The sequence below is a fragment of the Dyadobacter sp. BHUBP1 genome (assembly GCF_050587785.1).
In the GTDB taxonomy this organism is placed as follows: Bacteria; Bacteroidota; Bacteroidia; order Cytophagales; family Spirosomataceae; genus Dyadobacter.
Map to the genome: position 1 here is coordinate 97,242 of NZ_JBOBIH010000007.1, position 23,110 is coordinate 120,351.

The 23,110-nt window shown below is 52.6% G+C and carries 18 protein-coding genes; 15 read left to right on the top strand and 3 right to left on the bottom strand.

Going from position 1 to position 23,110, the window contains the following annotated elements:
• Positions 1–10: 10 nt before the first annotated feature.
• From ACQ4MZ_RS24145 to ACQ4MZ_RS24170, 6 genes are all read left to right on the top strand, one after another.
• Positions 11–1,402 (top strand): ATP-binding protein, encoded by a 1,392-nt coding sequence (locus tag ACQ4MZ_RS24145; protein WP_430849381.1) that lies wholly within the window; start codon positions 11–13, stop codon positions 1,400–1,402.
• An 84-nt stretch (positions 1,403–1,486) separates the two neighbouring features.
• Complete coding sequence (locus tag ACQ4MZ_RS24150; protein WP_430849383.1) at positions 1,487–1,927, top strand: Rieske 2Fe-2S domain-containing protein; 441 nt, start codon at positions 1,487–1,489, stop codon at positions 1,925–1,927.
• 3 nt (positions 1,928–1,930) lie between these two features.
• Positions 1,931–2,851, top strand: a complete 921-nt coding sequence (locus ACQ4MZ_RS24155; RefSeq protein WP_430849385.1) for a DUF5777 family beta-barrel protein — start codon at positions 1,931–1,933, stop codon at positions 2,849–2,851.
• Entirely contained in the window at positions 2,841–3,404 is a 564-nt protein-coding gene (locus ACQ4MZ_RS24160) for a YceI family protein (RefSeq protein ID WP_430849387.1), read from the top strand. Before ACQ4MZ_RS24155 ends, ACQ4MZ_RS24160 begins: the two co-directional genes overlap by 11 nt.
• Before the next feature lie 7 nt (positions 3,405–3,411).
• Complete coding sequence (locus ACQ4MZ_RS24165; RefSeq protein WP_430849389.1) at positions 3,412–7,755, top strand: CusA/CzcA family heavy metal efflux RND transporter; 4,344 nt, start codon at positions 3,412–3,414, stop codon at positions 7,753–7,755.
• Positions 7,756–7,759: 4 nt separating this feature from the next.
• The gene (locus ACQ4MZ_RS24170; protein WP_430849391.1) at positions 7,760–8,896 is read left to right on the top strand and encodes an efflux RND transporter periplasmic adaptor subunit; all 1,137 of its coding nucleotides are present in this window, start codon (positions 7,760–7,762) and stop codon (positions 8,894–8,896) included.
• Between the two features lie 76 nt (positions 8,897–8,972).
• Here ACQ4MZ_RS24170 and ACQ4MZ_RS24175 read toward each other — a convergent pair whose 3' ends face one another.
• From ACQ4MZ_RS24175 to ACQ4MZ_RS24185, 3 genes are all read right to left on the bottom strand, one after another.
• A complete protein-coding gene (locus ACQ4MZ_RS24175) occupies positions 8,973–10,574 on the bottom strand; it encodes a Na+/H+ antiporter (RefSeq protein ID WP_430849393.1) in 1,602 nt (533 codons plus the stop codon).
• Positions 10,575–10,676: 102 nt separating this feature from the next.
• On the bottom strand, positions 10,677–11,666 hold the full coding sequence (locus tag ACQ4MZ_RS24180; RefSeq protein WP_430849395.1) for a helix-turn-helix transcriptional regulator: 990 nt from the start codon (positions 11,664–11,666) through the stop codon (positions 10,677–10,679).
• A gap of 114 nt (positions 11,667–11,780) precedes the next feature.
• Complete coding sequence (locus ACQ4MZ_RS24185) at positions 11,781–12,434, bottom strand: DUF5683 domain-containing protein (protein WP_430849397.1); 654 nt, start codon at positions 12,432–12,434, stop codon at positions 11,781–11,783.
• A 155-nt stretch (positions 12,435–12,589) separates the two neighbouring features.
• On the opposite strand from ACQ4MZ_RS24185, the gene ACQ4MZ_RS24190 reads away from it, so the two are divergent.
• The 9 genes from ACQ4MZ_RS24190 to ACQ4MZ_RS24230 all read left to right on the top strand — a co-directional run bounded on the left by ACQ4MZ_RS24190 (position 12,590) and on the right by ACQ4MZ_RS24230 (position 23,016).
• Entirely contained in the window at positions 12,590–13,513 is a 924-nt protein-coding gene (locus ACQ4MZ_RS24190) for a DUF6454 family protein (protein ID WP_430849399.1), read from the top strand.
• Between the two features lie 239 nt (positions 13,514–13,752).
• Positions 13,753–14,133, top strand: coding sequence for a DoxX family membrane protein (locus ACQ4MZ_RS24195; RefSeq protein ID WP_430849401.1), 381 nt, complete (start codon positions 13,753–13,755; stop codon positions 14,131–14,133).
• Between the two features lie 48 nt (positions 14,134–14,181).
• Entirely contained in the window at positions 14,182–14,505 is a 324-nt protein-coding gene (locus ACQ4MZ_RS24200) for an ArsR/SmtB family transcription factor (protein WP_430849403.1), read from the top strand.
• A complete protein-coding gene (locus tag ACQ4MZ_RS24205) occupies positions 14,502–15,011 on the top strand; it encodes an SRPBCC family protein (RefSeq protein ID WP_430849405.1) in 510 nt (169 codons plus the stop codon). Before ACQ4MZ_RS24200 ends, ACQ4MZ_RS24205 begins: the two co-directional genes overlap by 4 nt.
• Positions 15,012–15,104: 93 nt before the next feature.
• Complete coding sequence (locus ACQ4MZ_RS24210; protein WP_430849407.1) at positions 15,105–15,671, top strand: dihydrofolate reductase family protein; 567 nt, start codon at positions 15,105–15,107, stop codon at positions 15,669–15,671.
• Between the two features lie 208 nt (positions 15,672–15,879).
• The gene (locus ACQ4MZ_RS24215) at positions 15,880–16,443 is read left to right on the top strand and encodes an RNA polymerase sigma factor (RefSeq protein ID WP_430849409.1); all 564 of its coding nucleotides are present in this window, start codon (positions 15,880–15,882) and stop codon (positions 16,441–16,443) included.
• Between the two features lie 75 nt (positions 16,444–16,518).
• Positions 16,519–17,490 (top strand): FecR family protein, encoded by a 972-nt coding sequence (locus ACQ4MZ_RS24220; protein ID WP_430849411.1) that lies wholly within the window; start codon positions 16,519–16,521, stop codon positions 17,488–17,490.
• A 569-nt stretch (positions 17,491–18,059) separates the two neighbouring features.
• Positions 18,060–21,215, top strand: coding sequence for a SusC/RagA family TonB-linked outer membrane protein (locus tag ACQ4MZ_RS24225; protein WP_430849767.1), 3,156 nt, complete (start codon positions 18,060–18,062; stop codon positions 21,213–21,215).
• A 22-nt stretch (positions 21,216–21,237) separates the two neighbouring features.
• Positions 21,238–23,016 carry a RagB/SusD family nutrient uptake outer membrane protein gene (locus ACQ4MZ_RS24230; RefSeq protein WP_430849413.1) on the top strand — a complete coding sequence of 593 codons (1,779 nt, stop codon included), beginning with the start codon at positions 21,238–21,240 and terminating at the stop codon, positions 23,014–23,016.
• Positions 23,017–23,110 lie beyond the last annotated feature (94 nt).

Below are 23,110 nucleotides of genomic sequence, written 5' to 3' on the forward strand. Positions count from 1 at the left end.
CAATGCGCGAATGACCTCCTCCTACCGAACCCGGATCGCCCTCAATTTTACCCTCGGTACCGGGCTACTGGTGGCCCTGATTTTTTTGCTGATCTATTACATTGTCAGCGCCACGGTTTTCAACCGTCTGGAAAAAGACCTCGGCTACGAGTTGGAAAAGCATTTCTATGAAGTGGGCGTCCGGGAAGGGCGCCCCTACTTCGCCGACAAGGCCGAATGGCTGGAACGCGAGCACAGTGAACTGGAAATCAACCCGGTATTTGTTGTACTGACGAATCTTTCGGGAAACGTCATCGATAAGTCGCCCAACCTGAAAAATGATTCGCTGAAACTCCATTTCTCGACAGTGGATCGTGCTGTTTTCAAGACCACTTTGCAGGGACAAGCGATCGAGCAGGTACAGCTGACCATCAAGGAAAATAACCGGCCGGCTGGCTATATCGTCGTAGCGATGCCCATTGACGAGTCGGAAAGAGTGCTTTTTAATCTTAAGGTCGTGCTTTTAATCGCCTTCCCCGCGGCGCTGGCAATCCTGTTCGTTTTCACCCGGTACACCGCCGGCAGGAGTATACAACCCGTGCTGACCGTAATTGAAACGGCCAGCAAGATTTCCAATGACAATATGGGCAGCCGCATCCCGGTACCGGCCGTCCGCGATGAACTGCACCTGCTGGTCACCACCTTGAACGAGCTGATGACCCGCGTTGAGAATGCCATCGGGCGGGAAAAACGGTTTACTGCCGACGCCTCGCATGAGCTCCGTACGCCACTTGCCGTGATTAAAGGCACGCTGGAAGTGTTGATACGAAAGCCAAGGTCGGCAGATGAATACATCTCCAAAATTTCCTTCTGCATCGCAGAAATGGACCGTATCAACCACCTGGTTGATCAACTTCTGCTCCTAACCCGGTTCGAAAGCCAGCAAAAGGCCATGGACATGAGAGCCGTAGACCTTTCCGAACTTACTGGCAACGTGCTGGTACGCTACCAGCAGCAAATCGTCGAAAAGAAGCTTTCAGTTGATTTAGAAACCGACGGAAAGCATGTCGTATACAGTGATCCGTATATGACGGACATCATGCTGGACAACATTATTTCCAATGCGGTCAAATATTCCTCTGGCCCGGCCCGTATTGCCATCAGTATCTTAACTTCCGGTGAAACGACCCATTATACCGTAACTGACCACGGAATCGGCATTGACGCCAGCGACATCAATCGAATACGCGACGCCTTCTACCGTTCGGCGCCCCTGTCGCATCCCGAAGTGAAAGGGAGCGGCCTCGGCCTCTCGATCGTCAACCGCCTGTGCGAAATGCTCGGAGTAGATTTCAGCATTCATAGCCAACTTGGCAAAGGCACCGAAGTTACGCTCTCGTTTCCAATCTTAAGCCAATCTTAAGAATCCCTTGAGAATCCTTTAAGAAAGGCAGGGATACCTTTGATTCAGATAGAAATTAATCAAAGTCAATCCTGCTAATCGACCATGAACTTCAACAAACACGCTGAAAATCTGAGCCGCCATGCCTTTCTGCGCAAGCTAGGCTTTGGCGGAGCGGCACTTGCCGCATTCTATTTTGGTAGTCATCTGCAATCATGTACCAACGACCGTGTCAATCCAGCGCCTACCAATATGACCCTCGATTTGAACGATCCGGCTTACGCCGCGCTGAAATCCAATGGCGGATACGTCGTAAAGGATGGCGTCGTCATCGCCCGAAGCAATACCGGCGCCTACATAGCGGCCACCCGCACGTGCAGCCACGAAGGCCGTAATGAGGTAATCTACCAAACCGACCATTTTTATTGCACAGCGCACGGCGCCCAATATGACAATACCGGCAAAGGCCTCAATAGCGAGGGCAGAAAAGGAATAGCCGTTTACTCGACCTCACTTACCGACCAAATCCTGACTATAACAGCCTAAGCCATGCTCAAAACGACATCTGTTCTCTTTTTCAGCCTGATCGCTTCCGCAGCCGTGGCACAAACAGACCTGATGAAGCAGTTGGAACAAGCCGACGATTCCACTATGCATTACGCGGCAGCGACTTTCAAAGGCACCCGCATTATCAACGGGCATTCGATCGAAACGGTCGGAAAGAACAACATGGACTTCATTATTTCGCACCGTTTCGGGGCGATTAATTCCGGAGCGGGTAATTTTTTCGGTCTGGACGAATCCCAGATCAGGCTCGCGCTGGAATACGGCCTCACCGACCGGCTGATGGTAGGTATCGGCCGCAGCAGCTATCAAAAAACGATCGACGTTTTCATAAAATACCGCCTGCTTCGCCAATCAAGCGGCCTGCGCAATGTGCCGGTATCCGTTACGCTCTTCGCCAGCGACGCCCACAATGCGAGTACCTCTACGCCCGATCTTCCTTTTTACACCATTACCCAGCGCCAGACCTACACCTTCCAGGCGCTGGTTGCACGGAAATTCAACGAAAAGCTGTCGTTGCAGCTCACACCGACCGTGATGCACCGCAACCTCGCAGAAAAGCCGCTGGATGCAAACAATGTGTATGCACTGGGCATCGGCGGACGCTACAAGCTTACGAAACGGACGTCGTTCAATGCCGAGTACTGGTATACACCCAAGCGTATCGGAAACACCACCCAGCGGGACCCGCAATACACCAACACCCTCTCCCTGGGCTTCGACATCGAGACCGGCGGCCACGTTTTCCAGCTTCACCTGACCAACTCGCGGGGCATGATCGAGAAGCAGTTCCTCGGCCAGACGACCGGCAAATGGAGCAACGGCGATATCTTCTATGGTTTCAATGTCGCCAGGACATTCAGTTTCGACAAAAGCAAAAAACGCAGCGACAGCAATGGATACTAAGCTTTTCAGGTTGGCATTTCTACTGATGGCCAGTCAGCTGCTGGCAATCTGCGCCAGTGGGCAGATCTACATGACCAAAACCGGGCAGACGAGTTTTTTCTCGGAAACGCCCCTTGAGAACATCTCGGCTGTAAACCAGCAGGTAGCAGTCCTGCTCAACAGCGCCAGCGGAGAAATCGCGGTTCGGATGCAGCACAGAGCGTTCAGTTTCCCAAACAAGCTCATGCAGGAACATTATAATGAAAACTATATGGAAACCGAGAAATACCCGGCGGCCAGCTTTACGGGAAAGTTCAGCGAGCCTATTGATTACGCCAGGGACGGTACTTACGCAGTGAGCGCAGAGGGCGTTCTTGATATCCATGGCGTTAGGCAAAAACGGGTATTGAAGGGTCAGCTGGTAGTAGACCACGGGCAATGCATACTGAACTGCGAATTCGACGTAAGGCTCTCCGATCACCATATCCAGGTCCCTACCCTGGTGATTGCCAAAATCGCCGAGTCTATTTCAGTCAAAAACAAGTTCGTCCTCACAGGGAAGAAAAACCCGTAGCAATTCAATGCTGAACAAAATCATCGCCTTTTCGGTCAAAAACAAGCTTATAATCGGGCTATTCGTCCTTGCGCTGATAGGCTATGGCAGCTATGAGCTTACCCGCCTGCCCATCGACGCCGTGCCTGACATCACCAACAACCAGGTCCAGGTGATCACCATCGCGCCATCTTTCGGCGCGACTGACATCGAAAGACTGGTTACGTTTCCCATTGAACAGGCCAACAATAATATTTCGGGGCTGAAAGAGATACGCAGTTTCTCGCGCTTCGGCCTTTCCCTGGTCACGATCGTTTTTGAGGACGATGTGGATGTGTACTGGGCACGGCAGCAGGTCTCCGAGCGCCTTGCGAAAGTCCAGTCACAAATCCCCCAGGGCATTGGTACGCCCGAGCTTGGGCCCATCAGTACCGGGCTTGGCGAGATTTACCAGTATGTAGTACGCGCCCGGGAAGGTTACCGGCACCGTTACGATGAAACCGCGCTCCGTACAATTCAGGACTGGATCGTCAGGAGGCAATTACTTGGCGTGAAAGGTGTTGCGGAAGTGAGTAGTTTCGGTGGTAAGCTCAAACAATACTCCATCGAGGTAGATCCAGCGAAACTGCTCTCCATGGGATTGAATATCAATGACCTGTTCATCGCATTGCAGGAAAACAACGCCAATACCGGGGGAGCTTACATCGAAAAGGGGGCGTCAGTACTCTACATCCGCAGCGAGGGGCTTGTGGAGAACCTGGAAGATATCGGCAGCATTGCTGTCAGGAATCTGCCCGACGGACAGCCTGTTTTTATTCGCGACGTTGCCGAGGTTAAGACCGGCTTTGCCACCCGTTACGGCGCTATGTGCTACAATGACCAGGGGGAAGTCTCCGGGGCGGTGGTAATGATGCTCAAAGGGGCCAACAGCAGCGAGGTGATCACCGCCGTGAAGCAACGTGTGGCGCAGATCCAGAAAACGCTTCCCGAAGGTGTGGTGATAGAACCATTTCTGGACCGCACCAAGATGGTCAACAATGCGATCGGGACCGTGGAGAAAAACCTGCTGGAAGGCGCATTGATCGTCGTTTTTGTATTGGTACTCTTTCTGGGAAATCTCAGAGCAGGCCTGCTGGTGGCATCAGTGATTCCACTGGCCATGCTTTTTGCCGTCATCATGATGAACACCTTCGGCGTCAGCGGTAACCTTATGAGCCTTGGCGCACTGGATTTTGGACTAATTGTCGACGGCGCCGTGATCATTGTCGAAGCGGTGATGCACCAGATCTCCCGGAGTACCCGATTTTCAGGCGTAGACCGGCTCACACAAACACAAATGGACGAGCAGGTCAACGAGTCGGCCGACCGCATGATGAACAGCGCTGTATTCGGGCAGATGATTATTTTAATTGTATACCTGCCCATATTCACCCTGCAAGGTATAGAAGGGAAAATGTTTAAGCCGATGGCGCAAACCGTGGCATTTGCTTTGCTGGGCGCCTTTCTGCTATCGATAACCTACATTCCTATGATGAGTGCGGTGTTTTTGAGCAAAAAAGTGAACCACGAGCCCAATTGGTCGGACCGCGTAATGAGCAAAATTACAGCCGGCTACCTGATCGCTCTGAAAAAATTGCTGGGTTTTCCAAGGCTCGTCATGCTATCCGCGCTACTCCTTTTCTGCGCAGCGATATTTACGCTTACAACCCTGGGAGGCGAGTTCATACCCGCATTGGAAGAAGGGGATTTTGCAGTCGACACACGTGTGCTCACGGGCAGCAGCCTCTCCACCACAATCGCCAATACGACCAAAGCGGCACACATTCTTAAGACCCGCTTCCCCGAGGTGGAGAAGGTGGTTACCAAGATCGGCAGCGGCGAGGTGCCTACCGATCCGATGCCCATGGAAGCGAGCGACATGATGGTGATCCTGAAAGACAAAAGTGAATGGACTTCGGCGAGCACGTTCCCGGAGCTTTCGGAGAAAATGGGCCGTGCATTGCAGGAAGTGCCCGGGGTGACGGCCGGGTTTCAATTTCCGGTGCAAATGCGCTTCAACGAGCTCATGACCGGTGCCCGCCAGGATGTGGTTTGCAAAATATTCGGAGAAAACCTGGATACGCTGGCATTGTATGCGGCCCGGCTGGGGAAACTGGTCAATCAGGTCGATGGCGCCCGGAACCTGTACATCGAGGCGGTATCGGGCCTGCCGCAGATCGTGATACGGTACAACCGAAATACAATCGCGCAGTTCGGCCTTACTATCGGGGCCGTGAACCGCATCGTAAATACCGGACTGGCCGGCCAAAGTACCGGGATGGTTTTCGAAGGAGAAAAACGCTTTGACCTGGTTGTCCGGCTCGATCCGGCTCAAAAAAGGAACGTAGCGCAGATCCGCGACCTGCTGGTGCCTACCCCCAACGGGAATCAGGTCCCGCTTTCGCAGCTGGCCGACATCCGCATCGTCACCGGCCCCAACCAAATCCAGCGGGAGGACGCCAAGCGCCGCATTGTGGTAGGCTTTAACGTAGCGGGGCGCGATGTGCAGAGCATTGTAAGCGAACTACAAACCAAAGTTGGCCATAACCTGCAACTGCCGACTGGCTACTACGTCACCTACGGCGGAGCTTTCGAAAATCTGAATGCTGCCAAAGCGCGCCTGATGATCGCCGTTCCCGTGTCGCTCGTGCTGATCTTTGTACTGCTTTATTTCGCATTCAACTCAGTGCGCGACGGCCTGCTGATTTACTCGGCGATCCCGCTATCGGCCATAGGCGGGATTTTCTTGCTTGCCCTGCGTGGAATGCCGTTTAGTATCAGTGCCGGAATCGGCTTTATTGCCCTATTCGGCGTAGCGGTACTGAATGGAATTGTGCTCGTAGCCGAATTCAACCGGATTCGCAAAGCCGGTGAAAGCACTATTCAGAAGGCTATACTCGAAGGGTCCAGCCACCGGCTTCGCCCTGTTCTGATGACCGCCTTTGTCGCCTCCCTGGGCTTTTTGCCGATGGCGGTGAGCAATGGTGCCGGAGCGGAAGTACAGCGGCCGCTGGCCACGGTGGTGATCGGCGGTCTGTTGATCGCGACGGCGTTGACATTGTTCGTTTTACCGGTTCTGTATATGGTCTTCGAAAACCGGTTCCATCTCAAAGCAGGGGCAGGTGCCATGGTGATCTCCGCTTGCTTGCTCGCACCCGGTCAGACCCGGGCCCAGAAAGAGATCAGTCTGGAAACGGCTATCAACCTCGCGCTGAAAGACAATAGTCAGTTAAAAAGCGAAAAGTTACAGGCGGAATACCGCCGGGCACTTGTAAAAACTGCCGTCAGCCTACCGCAAACCAACGTGGGTCTGGAGGCGGGGCAGATCAACAGCGCCTATACCGATACGCGGCTTGCATTATCCCAATCGGTGCTGCTTCCGGTAGTTTACCGGCGGCAGCGTTCGCTTCTGGAACAGGAGTTTGAGGCAGGCGCCCTGCAAGCGTCGGCCGCGGCGCTCGATCTGCGGCGTAATGTCACACATCAGTTTTATATAGTGCTTTACCTCAGACAAAAAGCACGGCTTCTCGGCTCACTCGATAGCCTGTATAATACTGTCGTTACGCGCGCCACCGAACGCCTCGCCCGAGGTGAGACCAACGTCCTTGAAAAGACGAGCGCTGAAATGCAGCTGGGGCAGATCAGACAGCAACGCAGGCAACTGGACACCGATTACAAACTGGTGCTGATCACATTCAACTTGCTGTTGAACGGATCCGAACAATACGAACCGCATGACGGCGCGCTTATTTTCCCTTCACGCACGGGTGCCGACACGGCCAAACTGCGATCCCACCCCTTTGTACAGTTGGCCGGCCGGCAGCAGGACATCGCCGCCGCGGCTATTGCTGTCGAGAAAGCACGGCTCTTGCCCGAATTAAGCCTGGCCTACAACAACATGAGCATGCGAGGCACCGGCGCCGACAATAAACTGTACAATGGCTGGCCGCGCTTCCAGGCTGCACAGGTCGGAGTAGGCATTCCTGTTTTCGCGGGCGCACAAAAAGCGCGTATCCGTGCAGCTGAGCTCGCCCGTGAGGCCGCCAGGGAACAATATCAAGGTCAGTACCAGCAGTTTGCATCCCGCTATATGGCAACATTGACGGGTTACCGTCAGTTGCTCGAACGCGTCGGCTATTACCGGGATTCCGCCGTACCCAATGCCGAACTGGTTGTCCTCACGGCCACCCGCCAGCTTCGGGAAGGTGCTATCAACTACCTGGAATGGAGCCAGCTGATCGCTCAGGCCACATTGATCAGGAGCGAATATCTTGATACGATCGCCAATCTGAACCAAAATGCCATAGAACTGGACTATTTCCTTAGCCAATAAGCGAATGATGAATATTAAAATTCTGCTCTATACTACGATGGGTGTCATACTTGGCTCCTGCACAGCAAAAACGGCCGACCAGGAACCTGCCGTCGGATCGCCGGCACAAGAAAATGTCGCAAAACTGACACCGGCACAGGTCCGCAATGCGGGAATCGCCATGGAATTTCCGAAAATGACGCAAATTTCATCCGTACTGCGTCTGAGTGGGAGAATCGACGTGCCGCCGCAAAATATGGTATCGGTCAGCGCACCGCTGGGCGGATATCTGAAATCAACTAACCTGTTACCTGGAATGCCCGTGCAAAAAGGACAGGTGCTGGCCGTGCTGGAAGACCAGCAGTACATTCAGCTGCAACAAGACTACCTGGCCGGCAGCGCCCGCATGAAATACCTGCAGAGCGAGTATGAGCGGCAAAAGGCCCTTAATACCTCTAAGTCGGTGAGCGATAAAACCTACCAGCAGGCGGAATCCGACTTCCGGGCCCAGGAGGTGACCGTGAGTGCTTTGGCCGAAAAACTCCGGCTTGCAGGGATCAATCCGCACCGGATCAGCACCGACCGGATCTCGCGCAGTATCAACATCTACTCACCAATCGCGGGTTATGTATCGCGGGTCAATGTCAACATCGGCAAATACCTGGCCCCCACCGAGGTACTTTTTGATCTGATCAATCCATCGGATATCCATTTGGCCCTGAAAGTATTTGAAAAAGACCTCGATAAGATCCGCAAGGGCCAGCAGGTACTTGCCTTTACCAATTCCAGGCCTGAGCGCAAGCTGGCTTGTGAAGTAATACTGGTTAGCAAAGACCTGTCGCCCGAGCGCACCGCCGAAGTCCATTGCCACTTTCAAAAATATGAGCCTGACCTTTTGCCGGGCACATTTATGAATGCCGAGCTCGCATTGGAATCCCGCAATGCGACCGTCCTGCCCGATGACGCCATCGTCAGTTTTGAAGGAAAAGAATACATATTTATCCCTGGGAAGGACGGATTTACCATGACCGCCGTTCACACGGGCCATATCGAAAACGGTGTAACCGAAATCCTGAGTCCCGGTAATCTCCGAAACACGCGTTGCGTCACGAAAGGCGCTTATTCGCTATTGATGTTTTTGAAAAACAAATCCGACGAGTAAAAGCCATTTCATCGCCGGCCGGGCTTTTGAACAATCGGGTACCTGTGTCAAAAGACGCCCGTGCGCATACGGGAGCCTACACATGCGAGCGAAGCCTGGCTTCGTCCAGATCAAGTTCCCGTTCCATTTTTTTAATCGCCGACTCGGAAAAGGAACCTTCCCGATGAAGCCGCAGCAGCAAATCGCGCTTGAATTGTGTGACAATCAGCTGGGCATCCACGACCTGACGGAGCAGATCTGCCGTCCCCGGCGCGTCTTGCTGTACACCATACTTTTTATCTTTGATCCAGTTGCTTCTCAGCTCATACAACTTGCGCACCTGATCGGCCACATCCGGGTTCATTTTGCTTTCGGAGAAATGATCGTGGATAAAATCGAGCGAGCTGTTGGTCAGCAGGAGGCGCAGCCTGGTTTCCTCTTCCGCCTCTTCCCGCCCCGAGCCGCGGAGCCCCAACCTGCGTATCAGATACGGTAGCGATAGCCCCTGGCCGATCAATGTGACAAGGATTACTACAAAGGACACAAAAAGAATCAACTTCCGGTACGGAAAGTGCTTTCCGTTTTCCATCACCAATGGAATGGCCATGGCAGTGGCGAGTGATACCACGCCACGCATACCGGTCCACGACAGGACAATGGCCACCTTCCAGTCAAAACCGGATTCACGCTCCCTGTATTCGCCTGTCGACAGCATATCCGTAAAATACACCGTCGGCACAATGAACAGCAGCCTGACGAGAATCACTACTGCACTGACAATAAACCCATAACCGATCAAATCCGCAAAGCTGTATTCCACCGTATCATGTACAATGGTAGAGAGTTGAAACCCGATAAGCACAAAAACCGCTCCGTTCAGCAAAAACTCTATCATGTCCCAGACAGACGTTACGAGCGTGCGTCCCTGGTGCGAAAACATTTCCTGAGAAAGCCAGGAGGTCACAAGGCCTGTGCTGACTACGGCCAGAACCCCTGACACGCCGACGGCCTCCGCAACCGGATAGGAAATAAACGGCACGAGCAGCGACAGCGTCCCTTCTAACATGGCATTGCTTCGGACACGCTTCATAATGTAGGCAAAGCCATAACCCACCACAGTGCCTACCAGAATACCACCTGCGGCTACCACCAGAAACTGAACACCTGCCTTCCAGAGCACAAAGGTGCTGCTCATCACCGCCGCTATCGCGTACTTGTAGGCGATCAGGGCAGAGGCGTCATTGACCAGGCTCTCTCCTTCCAGGATTGTGATCACACGCCTATCCAGCCCGGTCCCTTTCATAATGCTTGTCGCAGACACCGCATCCGGTGGCGAAACAATAGCACCCAGCACAAATGCAACCGGCCAGCGCATACCCGGGATGAAATAGTGGGCGGCCACGGCCACTGCGCAGGTCGTCAGAAAGACTAAGCCAATGGAAAGCCTCGAAATAGGTCGTATCGCGGCCCGGAAAGCCGGCCACGACGTATTCCAGCCGGCCCGGAAAAGAAGCGGCGGTAGGAAAAGCAGGAACACTACTTCCGGATCGAGTTCGACGAGGGGAAGGCCGGGTATAAAACCGATGACCAATCCCACCAAAACGAGCAGGATCGGATATGGTATTCGTACTTTGTCGGACAGCACAGAAACGACAGCGAGCGTCGCCACAATGAAAATAAACGGTACCAGGTCAATCATAAAAAGCCTCTCACAGTCGGTTTACCGTGAAAGTTGCCAAATTATTTCCGATCGGCAAGCCTCCTTTTAACAATTGTCTTTGCCATTAGCCAATACCGGCTTTCACGAACGGAAACTCGATGGCGGCGATCCGTGATAGCGCTTGAATGCCGTCGAGAAATGTTGGGGATGTTCGTAACCCAGCATGTCTGAAATATGATCGATACTTTTTGAAGAATCCAGGAGGAGGTTCACCGCAAAATCCATTCTTAGCTTACGCAAATAGGCAAACACCGTCGTTCCGAACAGTTCCCTGAATCCCTTTTTGAGTTTAAATTCATTCAGCAAACACAGCCGGCTCAGTTGCGGCAAGCTCAAATCTTCCAGAAAGTGAACATCCAGGTACGCTTTCAACTCGTTTAACCGCCCGATTTCCCCAACAGTCAAACCCGGCGCACAGGACGTGCCGGCCTGCAACTGCCCCAGATGCAGAGCGACCAGTTCCAATACCTTCGATTGGAGCATCAGCCTTTGCATTGCCCCCGCTTGCCCGCATTGCTTGATGTCCCCGATCAGTTTTTGCATGTAGGGCGTCATACCCGCATTCAATTCCGCTCCCGCAAAGGGCCTGTCTTTCAACAGCGACTCCTGCGCACGCTCGCTCCACCGGTCCTCACAGCCGATCAGCTCCGAAAAGTATTTTTTCCTCAAACTAATGTGAAACATTTCCACCTGTTCGCCCGCCCTGACGGTGTTCCGAAAGCTGCCTTCGGGCGAAAAAATCAGGTTATGCTGGTGAGGCTTCATACCCACTTCCCGGGCTATTCCCGTGAACCGGGTATTCATATGGCCTGACATCTGAAAATTAATATTAACAGTGTCGGCGCGACTCTCTTCAACAATGCTTACATCCCGGCCAACCTGCCAATGTAGGTTCATTACATGGATATCCGGAAAAAGCCAGCTTCTGAATTTAAGATTCCCCTCTTTTGCATCATGCCCGGCACCGGCTTCCCTACCAGTCCTTACCCCCATTTGCGGACGGAGCAATTGCGGGTTGGGAAAGGAATCTGCATGGATGAAATCGGCTGATTGGATGAGGGCTGCGGCCATGGATCATGTACTATTTTAATGAACGACGTAAAATAGCGGCAAAACGAGAGACTGCCATATTTTGTCGACGGAAAGCAGATTCCGTAGACAAACGGCTTCACCGGCAACCGCCCGCTACTTGAAGTTCAAAACAACCTGCAAACCAGGAACAAACGCCGGAAACGGCGTTCCTGCCGCACCGGGTCCGATCCTGACCGACAGATCATCGGAAACATCAAATGTTTTGAGGTGGGCAGCCACGTTGGCTTCAATGATGGTAAGCACGTAAATGAGTCCGGAAGTGAGAATGGACACATTTCGGTACCTGCGCCACACGTCTTTGTTCCTCACGATCTGATCCTTCGTAAGCAGTTTCACGGTACTTTTTGTGTTGAGGAGGTTCCTCACCCGGACCGGCATTTCGGTATCCTCGGTGATACCGTGCACAGGCGTACCGGTACTCTGATCATAGAACAACCAATATGCTTTCAGGTAATCATGGTATTTAAGGGAATTCAAATGGACCGTAAAAATGCTTCCTCCAAGCGCTGCATATGCGATCGGAAGTTTCCAAAAATCCCCATTGTAACCTTGCCCCAAGCCGGGTGCAATGGCGAGGAGCGTCGCCTTTCGGGGACTACGTGGTTTTACATCGCGTGTACCCGGTTTACGGAGGGTGTCAGTGGTAGCCGAGTTTTTAGGATATGCAGGGTTGGCGGATATCGTCGGCGCCGTTGTCAATGTAAGGCAAAATGCGGCGATGCACGAAAATTTCAGAATGAGAGTCATGGCTTGCTAAATGGTTAATGGTAGCAAGCAAACACGCTGAACTCTCTTCCGCAACATAAAAAATGTTAATTGCTTCGCTCCTTCCGCTGAATATTCTTTTCAGCAACATCCTATATTTGCCTGCCTGGACCCTAACCTGTTGAAACGTTCCGTTTATGAAATTTAAATACTTGGCTGTCCTGCTTGCCGTAGTTTCGGCGCTGGTGGCGCAAAAGACAGCCGCCCAGAACAATCACAGTGAAATTGCCCGGAAGCTGCCTGGGTACACCTCAGAAAAGCAGTTCGTTTTGACCGACTCCATCGTTTTACCATTTCAAACTTTCCATACGCAAGGACTGGTAAAGGCCGGCGGGTATTATTTCCTGACGGCCGTGGATGTGAAACGCTGGCCCGAAAAGTATCCCGGCCCGGTGGGTGGTTTCGACCGCGACAACGGTGAAGGCATCGGGCGGGTCTTCAAATTCGACGAAAGGGGAAAACTGGTCGCCCAGGTAACTATCGGCGAAAAGAGTATTTATCACCCCGGCGGCATCGACTTTGATGGCAAGTATATCTGGATACCGGTTTGCGAGTACCGTCCCCACGGTAACTCAACCGTTTACAGGATGGACCCGCTGACGATGGAAGCCGAAAAGATGTGGGATGTCCGTGACGCGCTGGGGGCGGTGGTATGCGTGGGAAATGAAGAGGTCATCGGCATGAACTGGGACTCCGAACTATTCTATAAATGGGCCCGCAAGGATGATACGCGCCAGGGCTGGGAGCTGATTTCGAGGGAACCCAATAACATGCTCACTTTCAAAATCCAGGACGCAAAATATGTGGGAGACACGATGATGCTCTGCTCCGGGCTCAACCGGTGGAAGCAAGGCGACCAAAACTTTGCCCTGGGAGGTATCCAGCTCATGCGGACAGACGGGTATCAGACCCTTTACCAACTGCCGTTAACGATCAAAACGCCGCGGGGCGCCAATATTTGTAACAATCCCTTCTTCCCGGAAATAAAAAACGGCAGACTCCGGCTCTCCTTCGCACCGGACGACGACCAAACGGTTATCTACATTTACGAAGCCCGCTAGAATCCGGGGTGGTGATCGCCGGCTCCCAACAACACCTGACTACACCTAACTATTAATGACTACACCTGACTATTAATGACTTCGTCGTCATTTGTAGTCAGGTATTATCAGGTGTAGTAAAGTGTTGTCAGGTACAGCCGGGTGGCTTTCGTCAAAAATTTTTAAAATTTATTTGCGCAACCGACTGGTTTCACATAAATTTGCAACCAATCAGTTTCTCATTTAAACAATCAACAGCTATGAAACAGAAAATTTTGTCCATCCTTTGCCTTCTCACTGGGCTCAGTTTCGTCAACGCAGGTCTGGATAAGTTCCTGCACTACATGCCTATGCCGGCCGATCTGCCGGAAAAAATGATCAAAACCGGAATGGCGTTTGCACAGATCGGCTGGCTGATGCCCCTGGTAGGTGCCGCGGAAATAGCCGGGGGCCTGTTGCTGACAATTCCCCGGACCCGGGCACTTGGGGCTATCGTCCTCGTACCTGTCATAGTGGGCGTTCTGCTGACCAACATGACCGCCGCTCCGTCGGGCCTTCCCTTTGTTTCGGTATTGATCGCCGTGATCGCCTGGGTGATCGCAGATAACTGGAGAAAGTATTTGCCGATCGTATCCAGGTAATGGGGTTCCGGTGAAGTTATCTTGCACAAAAATATCTGTGATAATCCCATGAGAAGAGACATTTTCCAGGCTATCGCCGACCCGACCCGCAGGGCTATTATCGTGCTGATCGCCGTGCAGGCTATGACCCCCAACGCCATCGCGGAGCATTTCGATACCACACGCCAGGCTGTTTCGAAGCATTTGAAGGTCCTGACCGAGTGCGAACTGGTCCAGCCGCAGCAGCAAGGCCGCGAAATCTATTACAAACTTCAGATCGATAAAATGAAAGAGATCGATCACTGGCTGGAACAGTTCCGAAAGATCTGGGAAAACCGGTTCGATCAGCTCGACGACCTTTTAGAAACACTTAAAAAACAACAGCAACAATGAAACACAACCTTCAATTCGACTTCGTAGCAGACAAAACAAAAAACACATTGACCATACGCCGTGAGTTCCGTGCCGGCCGCCAGCTGGTCTGGGATTGTCATACAAAAAAAGAACTGCTGGACCAGTGGTTTGCCCCTAAGCCGCTGACTACCAAAACCAAGTCCATGGACTTCCGCGAAGGCGGCCACTGGCATTATGCGATGGTGGAACCAAACGGCAACGAATACTGGGGCTGGACGGATTATATCAAAATCCAGCCGATCGATTTTTACACCTCGACCGACGCTTTTTCAAATGCGGAAGGTGAAATCAACGAATCGCTGCCCCGCGCCGAATGGGTGGTTACGTTCACCGACAAAGGCGAAAACGCCGTAGTCGAAACGGTAGTGACCTACAAATCCCTGGAAGACCTCGAAACGACCATGCAGATGGGTATGGAAGAAGGCATGCTTGCAACACTGGAAAAACTGGACGAGTTGCTGGACAAACTCACCGGAAGAGCATAGAAAGCAAGGCTTATTGGCTGGGCAGCATAACTGTCCAGCCAATAGTTTTGTATATTGAAACGCTAATTCAAAAACAGACAAAACACGATCGAAATGAGAAAATTGGTCCTATTTGCACACATGTCCCTTGATGGTTTTGCCGGCGACAAAAACGGTGGTCTTGGCTTTTTGTCTTACGACAAGGAGCTGCAACAATTCGCGGACGAGCTCGTCAAAACAGTGGGCGCACCCGTGTACGGCAAAAATACTTACCATTTAATGGAAGGCTACTGGCCGACCGTGCTGAACGACCCTAATGCGGACGGTCATGCGCTCGCGCACGCGAAATGGGTGCAGGAAATTCCCAAGATCGTTTTCTCAACGACATTACCGAGTGCCGATTGGAACAATACCACGCTGATCAAAGACAACGTCGAGGCAGAAGTCAACAAACTGAAACAGCAACCGGGCAAAGACCTCGTCATATTCGGCAGCCCCGGCCTTGCCAAAAGTTTAGCGAAACTCGGACTGATCGATGAGTACCAGCTAACCCTGCATCCGGTGATATTAGGAGAAGGAATCAGCCTGTTCGACAGCGACGCCCCCATGAACAATCTGGTTCTGCAGGAATCGAAAACACTCGGCTCGGGCGTCGTTACGCTACATTACACGAAGCGATAACAGGGTATCGGACCATCTCATCGCAAATGTGTTCGCAAGACAATTTCAACAGAATAAAATGTTGAAATTCTATAATTTAAATACTCCAATACTCATTTTTACCTCAATTCCATAGTTTTAATTCTGCATTTTTAGCAGATCAAGCAATATTATGAATGCATTAATGTATATATTTGGTTAACAACAACTGGTTTGCTGCTAACCCGCCATGAGAACCCTGCCTCCCTCTTTATCTGACGATCAGCTCGCGGCGCTGCTGAGAGAGGGTGAGGAGCGGGCGTTCGATGAAATCTACACGCGGTATTGGGATAAGCTTTATTATACCGCCCATCGGATGGTCAAATCAGCGGCGGTTGCCGAAGAGATCACGCAGGATACATTCATGCTCCTCTGGATCAAGCGGGAAGCACTTGAAATACAATCACTCGGGCCCTATCTGGCTGCTATGCTCCGCTATGAAGTGTACCGTTATCTGGCCAAATCCAAACAGGCCGAGGAAGTTGAACAATCGATCCGGTACGAGGCTGCGCCGTCGGTATCGATTGATCAGGAGATTGAAAACCGCCTGCTGCTCGAAATCATTACCAACCTCACCAACCGCCTGCCCGAAAAATGCAGGCTCGTTTTCCAGTACAACAAATTACACGACCGCTCGCTGCCCGACGTCTGCGAAGAATTGAACATCTCACACAAAACTGCGGAAGCGCACCTGACCAAGGCATTGAAGATCGTCCGGTCGAGCCTGAATCATGTAGTGGCTTTGCTGCTGTAATTTTTTTTCCATCCAACTAAGGGGTTTTCCCAACATCTCCCCTCTATGTGTTGCAAAGGGCCAATCCGCTTTGCAATGACACAGGAATATATCAGATTGCTTGCCAGGAAATTCTTCGAAGGAACCGCTTCGGAAGAAGAAAAACAGCTGTTGCACGATTGGTACGACCGGCTCGCTGACGACCAAAGCCCGGAAACCGTCACTACCACGACGGCCGAAGGCGCCTCCGAAGTTCGCGACCGGATGCACGCCAATCTGCGAAGCCGGCAGGAGCAATACAAGCCTGTGAAAAGGTTTGGATGGATTCAAAGGTTCGCGGCCTGGTCTTCGGCCGCTGCGGCGGTCGTTCTCGTTGGATTTTTGCTCTGGACTAACGGGCATAAGCCAACGGGGAGCAACGTCAGACTCGTGACCGCGCCGCTTGGTAAAACCGTCAGGGTAAATCTGCCCGACGGCTCGCATATCTGGCTCAATGCGGGTTCGATACTCAGCTATCCGGCGGCATTCAAGGGGAAAACGCGCGAAGTGGTACTGCGCGAAGGACAGGCATTCTTTGACATCGCCCACGATACCGCCAAGCCTTTTATCGTACACGCCAAAACGCTGGACATTACCGTGCTGGGGACTTCATTCGACGTAAAAGCCTACAAAAACGACCGGGATATCAAGGTAACGGTCAAGACGGGCAAGGTGGGCGTGCAGGTGCGCGACAAACCGGGACAGCCCGCTCTCATGCTGCTACCCGCCGAGCAGGCCGTCGTACCCGAAAAAACGCAGAAAATACTGGTAAACGAGATCAGCAAACCGGCCATTGCCCCCTGGAAGGACAACCGACTGGTGTTCGAGGATGAACTCCTGGTGGAAGTGCTGCACGCATTGGAAAGAAAGTACAACCAGCATATCGTAATCGAAAAACCGGGACTCTCTACCGAAAAAATATCGCTCACCCTCGACGACCAGCCTATGAACGACGTGCTGAAAGTCCTGGGGTTCTCCAAGAATTTCAATTATTCACAACTAAACGACAGCACGATAGTAATCAGATAGGAAGAACAAAAAATAGGGCTGGCTTTCCAGGAAGGCTGGTCCGGTGAATACCGGGAACACTGCGAATGTCCCCGGTATCGGTTGTCCCCTGCCAGGCAATGCTTGGAACCATGAATGGCGGGCGGACGCGGTTTAACAGCTTAACTATTAAACATCAGACAAATATGGTGAATTATTACCATAAGGGGCTCCCCTTATTCAAAAAATGTATGCGCATTTCTACGCTAATACTGGGTATTAATGTCCTGACAACCGCCTTGCTCATGGCCGGGCCTACGGAGGCCCAGCACGTGAGCATGGATATGCGGCAAACCCGGGTAAAGACAGTCTTGAGACAGATCGAGCAGCAAACCGGTCTCACTTTTGCTTTCGACGAGAAGCTGGTGCGCAAAGCACCCGAAATCACCATCTACGCGCTGGGACAGCCGGTCCCGGCAATCCTGAAAATGATCGAGAAGCAGACGGACCTGGAATTCAGGCAGGTAGGCAATATGATCGGGATCACCGAAAGGCCGAAAACGGAGATCCTCCGCGAAATCGTACCGGTAACGCAAACGCTGGCCCGGCCGGTGAAAGGAAAGGTGACCGACGAAAAAGGTGAAGCATTGCCCTCCGTGGCGATCCGTGTGAAAGGCACCAATGAAGGTACCATGACCGACGTCGACGGAAATTACACCATCGACGTTGCCGGCGACGAATCCATTCTGATATTCAGCTTCATTGGTTTTGTGGCGCAAGAGGTGATGGTAGGCGCGCGTACCAGTGTGGATGTTGCCTTAAAACCTGACGTTTCGACATTGACCGAACTCGTCGTGACCGGTTATGGCGCACAGCGCAAGAAGGATTTGCTCGGTGCGGTGTCCGTCGTGGATGTGGAGCAGCTGAAACAAACGCCTGACGGACAGGTTGCCAACCAGTTGCAAGGCCGCGCCTCGGGGGTTACGATCCTTAGCTCGGGGCAGCCGGGCGAAACGCCGCAGGTACGCATTCGCGGTTTGAATACATTCGGCGACAACTCGCCCCTGTACGTGGTCGACGGTGTGCCTACCACCTCCATTTTCGACTTGAACACGAACGACATCTCCTCCATGCAGGTGTTGAAAGATGCCGGTTCGGCGTCCATTTACGGTTCGAGAGCGGCCAACGGGGTAATTATCATTACAACCAAAAAAGGGAAGGATAAGGTTAAAATCAATTACAGCGCTTGGTTTGGCATTCAGACACCTCCGGGAGGCAATGTATGGAACACCCTGACGCCGCAGGAACAGGCCCAGCTCAAATTCCAGGTGCAGAAAAACTCGGGACTCACCGTGGGCGACGACCAGTACGGCTATGGAACCTCTCCCGTCCTGCCCGACTACATTCTCCCTGCCGGCGCCAAGGAAGGCGATCCGCGGACCAATCCGGAGTTGTACTACGTGAACCCGAACTATACATCGGTAGACGATTTTAATACTTTTAACCAGATTGTAAAGGCCAACAAAAACGGTACCGATTGGTTTCACGAAATATTCAAACCCGCACCTTCCACGAGCCATAATATCTCGCTCAGCGGCGGCAGCGACCAGGGCAACTACCTCTTTTCATTGAATTATTTCAACCAGCAGGGCGCGTTGACCAACACTTACCTGAAACGCTACACGCTCCGGTCGAACAGCCAGTACAACATCGGCAAGCACGTCCGCATTGGTGAGAACCTGGCCTATTCGATTTCCGACAACCCCAAAACCAGCCTGTCGGACGGCGGCTCGGCCATTGCATTCTCTTTCCGCATGCAGCCGATCGTACCTGTGCACGACATCATGGGCAACTACGCAGGCAGCCGCGCCTCAGGCATGGGCGATGCTTTCAATCCCGTAGCCATGCGCGACCGTACCCGCTACGATAAAGGGCTTGACAACCGCCTGTTCGGTAATATTTTCGCTGAATTCGACCTTTTCAACTATTTCACGCTCCGCACCAGCTTCGGCGGAGAGAACTATTCGGGCAGATGGAGCTCGTTTTCGTTCCCTACCTACGAAAACAAGGAAAACAGCAATACCAACACCTATTCGGAAGGCTCCTACTCCGGTTTCAACTGGACGTGGACTAATTTGCTGACCTTTCACAAAACAATGGGCAAACACGACCTGACCGTCGCGGCAGGGACCGAAGCATATAGCGGCAAATATTACGAACTCGGCGGCAGCACGCAGGGATATTTCTCTTTTGACCCCGACTATATGAACCTGAACACCGGCTCCGGCACGCGCAGCAATTCGAGCAGCCGCTCCGCAGATGCGCTGTACTCGCTCATCGGTCGCCTGGATTACATTTACAACGACAAATTCCTCTTCGGCGCGATCCTTCGCCGCGACGGATCTTCCAAGTTCATCAACGAGCGGTACGGTTTCTTCCCGGCCGTAAGCGCGGGCTGGCGCATTTCCCGCGAGGATTTCATGCGCAACCTGACGTGGATAGACGATCTGAAAATCAGGGCCAACTACGGGATTATGGGTAACCAGATCAACGTAAAATCCGGCAATGCGTTCACCACTTACAGCTCCAATCGCCGCAGCTCTTACTACGACCTCGGCGGCACCAGCGGCTCCGGCGCATTGGAAGGCTTTGAAAAAAGCCAGATCGGCAACCCGAATGCGGTTTGGGAGAAGAATATCAGTACCAACATCGGTATCGATGCCACTTTCTTCAAAGGCAGACTGGACGTGATCGCGGACTATTATATAAAGGAAATCAAGGACCTGCTGTTCAACCCGGCATTAATCGGCACGGCCGGCGGTGGTACGGTGCCTTTTGTGAACATCGGGCAGATGAAAAACAAGGGAATCGACCTGCAAATCGACTCCAAATTCGACCTCGCAAGCGACCTGAAACTGAATGCGACACTGACTTTAACTACCTATAACAACAAAATCAAAAAAGTTACCAACAGCACCAATTATTTCGATGTCGATGGCCGCGGTTTCGACGGGGCCTCCATTGTCCGCAACCAGGTAGGGAATTCCATCGGCCAGTTCTTCGGCTACAAAGTGATCGGCTTCTGGAACTCGCAGGAAGAAATTGCTGCCGCCAATGCCGAAGCGGTGAAACAAACCGGCGACAAGAATGCAGTCTACCAGGACGGTGCCTCGGTGGGGCGGTTCCGGTATGAGAATATCAACGGCGATGGCCAGATCACTTCCGCCGACCGCCAGATGCTCGGCAATCCGAACCCCGATTTCAGTTATGGATTAAATATTGGTTTGACCTACAAAAGCTTCGATTTCAGTTTGTTCTTGTACGGCGTTCAGGGCAACCAGCTCTGGAACCAAACCCTCTGGTGGAGTGACTTCAACTCGTCACGCTCGGGTGCGAAAAGCAAAACTGCCTTGTACGACTCCTGGACACCGGAGAACCACAATGCCAAAGCACCGATCCAGGAGAATTCCAGCTCTTTCAGTACCATCAATGTGCCCAATTCCTATTTTATAGAAGACGGCTCTTACCTGCGTGCGAAGAACCTGCAAATCGGGTATACATTCCCTGCTCCGCTGATGAAGAAGATCCGCGCACAGCAGTTCCGCGTGTACCTGCAGGCGACCAACCTGTTCACCATCACCGGTTATTCAGGGCTCGATCCCGAAGTGAGCCGGAATGCGAGCGGCAACCCTACCGTATTCGGCATTGACGAGGGCTCCTACCCTTCTTCGCGGCAATACACCATTGGCCTGAACCTCACTTTTTAACCCATCTTCAAGCAACGCGATTATGAAGAAGTTCATGACATATATAGCCGTTCTTTGCTGGATCGGCGGTTTTACAATGTTACAGGCCTGCCAGGACGATTTTCTGGACAAACCTGTTCAAGGCGCATTGGGCGATGATGTGCTCGCCAATGCGAAAGGCGTCGACGGCCTGCTCACCGGCGCCTATGCCGCACTCGACGGCCAGGGCGATTTCACCGGCGGCAGCGGCTGGGAATCACCGCCCGACAACTGGGTGTACGGCGCCATTCCCGGCGGCGATGCGCACAAAGGCAGCGACGGCGGCGACCAGACGCCCATCAGCGCCATTGCGACATTCAGTACCGGGGCCGACAATGGCTTTTTCAACAGCAAATGGAAGGCATTGTACGAAGGCGTTTCACGGTCCAACACCGTGCTGAAAGTGCTCGCGCTGGCTACCGACGTTTCGGCCGAGAATAAGGCGAATATCGAAGGACAGGCACGGTTCCTGCGGGCACACTACTATTTCGAATTGAAGAAAATGTGGAACATGGTGCCCTGGATCGATGAAACTACCACCGATTTTAACCAGCCCAACGATAAGGATATCTGGCCACTGATCGAAGCGGATTTCAAAGCGGCCTATGAGCAGCTGCCAGCCACGCAAACCCTGGTAGGAAGGGCTAACAAATGGGCCGCCGGGGCTTATTTGGGCAAAACCTATTTGTATCAGAAAAAATACGCTGACGCTGTAAAGATTTTTACAGATGTGATCAACAATGGCGTCACGACCAACGGCTTGAAATATGGCCTCGTTTCTTTCAAGGACAATTTCGATGCAGCCACTAAAAACAATGCGGAATCGGTGTTCGCGATACAAATGGTGGCTAACGACGGGACGCTCGATATCACCAATGCCAATCAAGGCAGCATGCTCAACTTCCCCTACGGAACAGGCGCGCCGTTCAGCTGCTGCGGTTTCTTCCAGCCCACGCAAATGCTCGTCAATATGTACCGCACCGATGCCGACGGACTGCCCTACCTGACTGATTTCAACAGTCACGCCGTCAAGAACGATATGGGCATTGCCTCCGCCACCGCATTCACGCCCGATGCCGGTAACCTCGATCCGCGCCTGGACTGGACCGTCGGCCGCCGCGGCATTCCGTACCATGACTGGGGCATTTATCCGGGCATGAACTGGGTGCGGGACCAGCCCTATGGCGGCCCCTATGCTCCAAAAAAGAACATTCACCGGCAGAAAACGCAGGACCTCTACGCCGACCTCAGCTCCTGGGCGCCCGGTAATGCGATTAACGTGTTGGTGATCCGCTTTGCCGATGTGTTGTTGCTGGCAGCGGAAGCGGAAGCCAATGGAGGAAGTCTCGCCAAAGCGGAGGAATATGTTAACAAAGTGAGAAGCCGCGCGGCGGACAAAACCGGCTGGCTGTACAAATACACCAACGATTCCAACCCGCTGGGCGGCTTTTCGGGTACCCCGGCCGCTAACTATGTGATCAAACCCTACCCCGCCGGCACATTGGCGGCCAAAGGGAAGGATGGCTTGCTTGAAGCGATCTACTACGAACGCGGCATCGAGCTGGCGATGGAAGGGCACCGCTTTTTCGACCTCGTGCGTTGGGGTAAGGCCAATACGGCCATTAACGCCTATTTCGGCTACGAATCCAAGATCACCACCGACCTCGCTGGCGGCAAATACCTGGACGGCAAGAACAACTACTTCCCGATCCCGCAATATCAAATCGATATGAGCGTAGTGAACGGCACGCCGTTGCTTAAACAAAATCCGGGATATAACTAAAAAGGACCTCCCTCAAGAAGCGTCAAAATGCCGAACGGTAGCAGAATAGATCTGTCACCGTTCGGCATTTGATTTGATTCAAGAAAAAGACCGC

Coding starts and splice junctions, on each gene's coding strand:
- ACQ4MZ_RS24200 (WP_430849403.1), top strand. CDS start 14,182: ATGAGAAGAGACATTTTCCAGGCTATCGCCGACCCGACCCGCAGGGCT.
- ACQ4MZ_RS24190 (WP_430849399.1), top strand. CDS start 12,590: ATGAAATTTAAATACTTGGCTGTCCTGCTTGCCGTAGTTTCGGCGCTG.
- ACQ4MZ_RS24220 (WP_430849411.1), top strand. CDS start 16,519: ATGACACAGGAATATATCAGATTGCTTGCCAGGAAATTCTTCGAAGGA.
- ACQ4MZ_RS24180 (WP_430849395.1), bottom strand. CDS start 11,666: ATGGCCGCAGCCCTCATCCAATCAGCCGATTTCATCCATGCAGATTCC.
- ACQ4MZ_RS24155 (WP_430849385.1), top strand. CDS start 1,931: ATGCTCAAAACGACATCTGTTCTCTTTTTCAGCCTGATCGCTTCCGCA.
- ACQ4MZ_RS24175 (WP_430849393.1), bottom strand. CDS start 10,574: ATGATTGACCTGGTACCGTTTATTTTCATTGTGGCGACGCTCGCTGTC.
- ACQ4MZ_RS24210 (WP_430849407.1), top strand. CDS start 15,105: ATGAGAAAATTGGTCCTATTTGCACACATGTCCCTTGATGGTTTTGCC.
- ACQ4MZ_RS24170 (WP_430849391.1), top strand. CDS start 7,760: ATGATGAATATTAAAATTCTGCTCTATACTACGATGGGTGTCATACTT.
- ACQ4MZ_RS24160 (WP_430849387.1), top strand. CDS start 2,841: ATGGATACTAAGCTTTTCAGGTTGGCATTTCTACTGATGGCCAGTCAG.
- ACQ4MZ_RS24215 (WP_430849409.1), top strand. CDS start 15,880: ATGAGAACCCTGCCTCCCTCTTTATCTGACGATCAGCTCGCGGCGCTG.
- ACQ4MZ_RS24185 (WP_430849397.1), bottom strand. CDS start 12,434: ATGACTCTCATTCTGAAATTTTCGTGCATCGCCGCATTTTGCCTTACA.
- ACQ4MZ_RS24230 (WP_430849413.1), top strand. CDS start 21,238: ATGAAGAAGTTCATGACATATATAGCCGTTCTTTGCTGGATCGGCGGT.
- ACQ4MZ_RS24150 (WP_430849383.1), top strand. CDS start 1,487: ATGAACTTCAACAAACACGCTGAAAATCTGAGCCGCCATGCCTTTCTG.
- ACQ4MZ_RS24145 (WP_430849381.1), top strand. CDS start 11: ATGACCTCCTCCTACCGAACCCGGATCGCCCTCAATTTTACCCTCGGT.
- ACQ4MZ_RS24205 (WP_430849405.1), top strand. CDS start 14,502: ATGAAACACAACCTTCAATTCGACTTCGTAGCAGACAAAACAAAAAAC.
- ACQ4MZ_RS24165 (WP_430849389.1), top strand. CDS start 3,412: ATGCTGAACAAAATCATCGCCTTTTCGGTCAAAAACAAGCTTATAATC.
- ACQ4MZ_RS24195 (WP_430849401.1), top strand. CDS start 13,753: ATGAAACAGAAAATTTTGTCCATCCTTTGCCTTCTCACTGGGCTCAGT.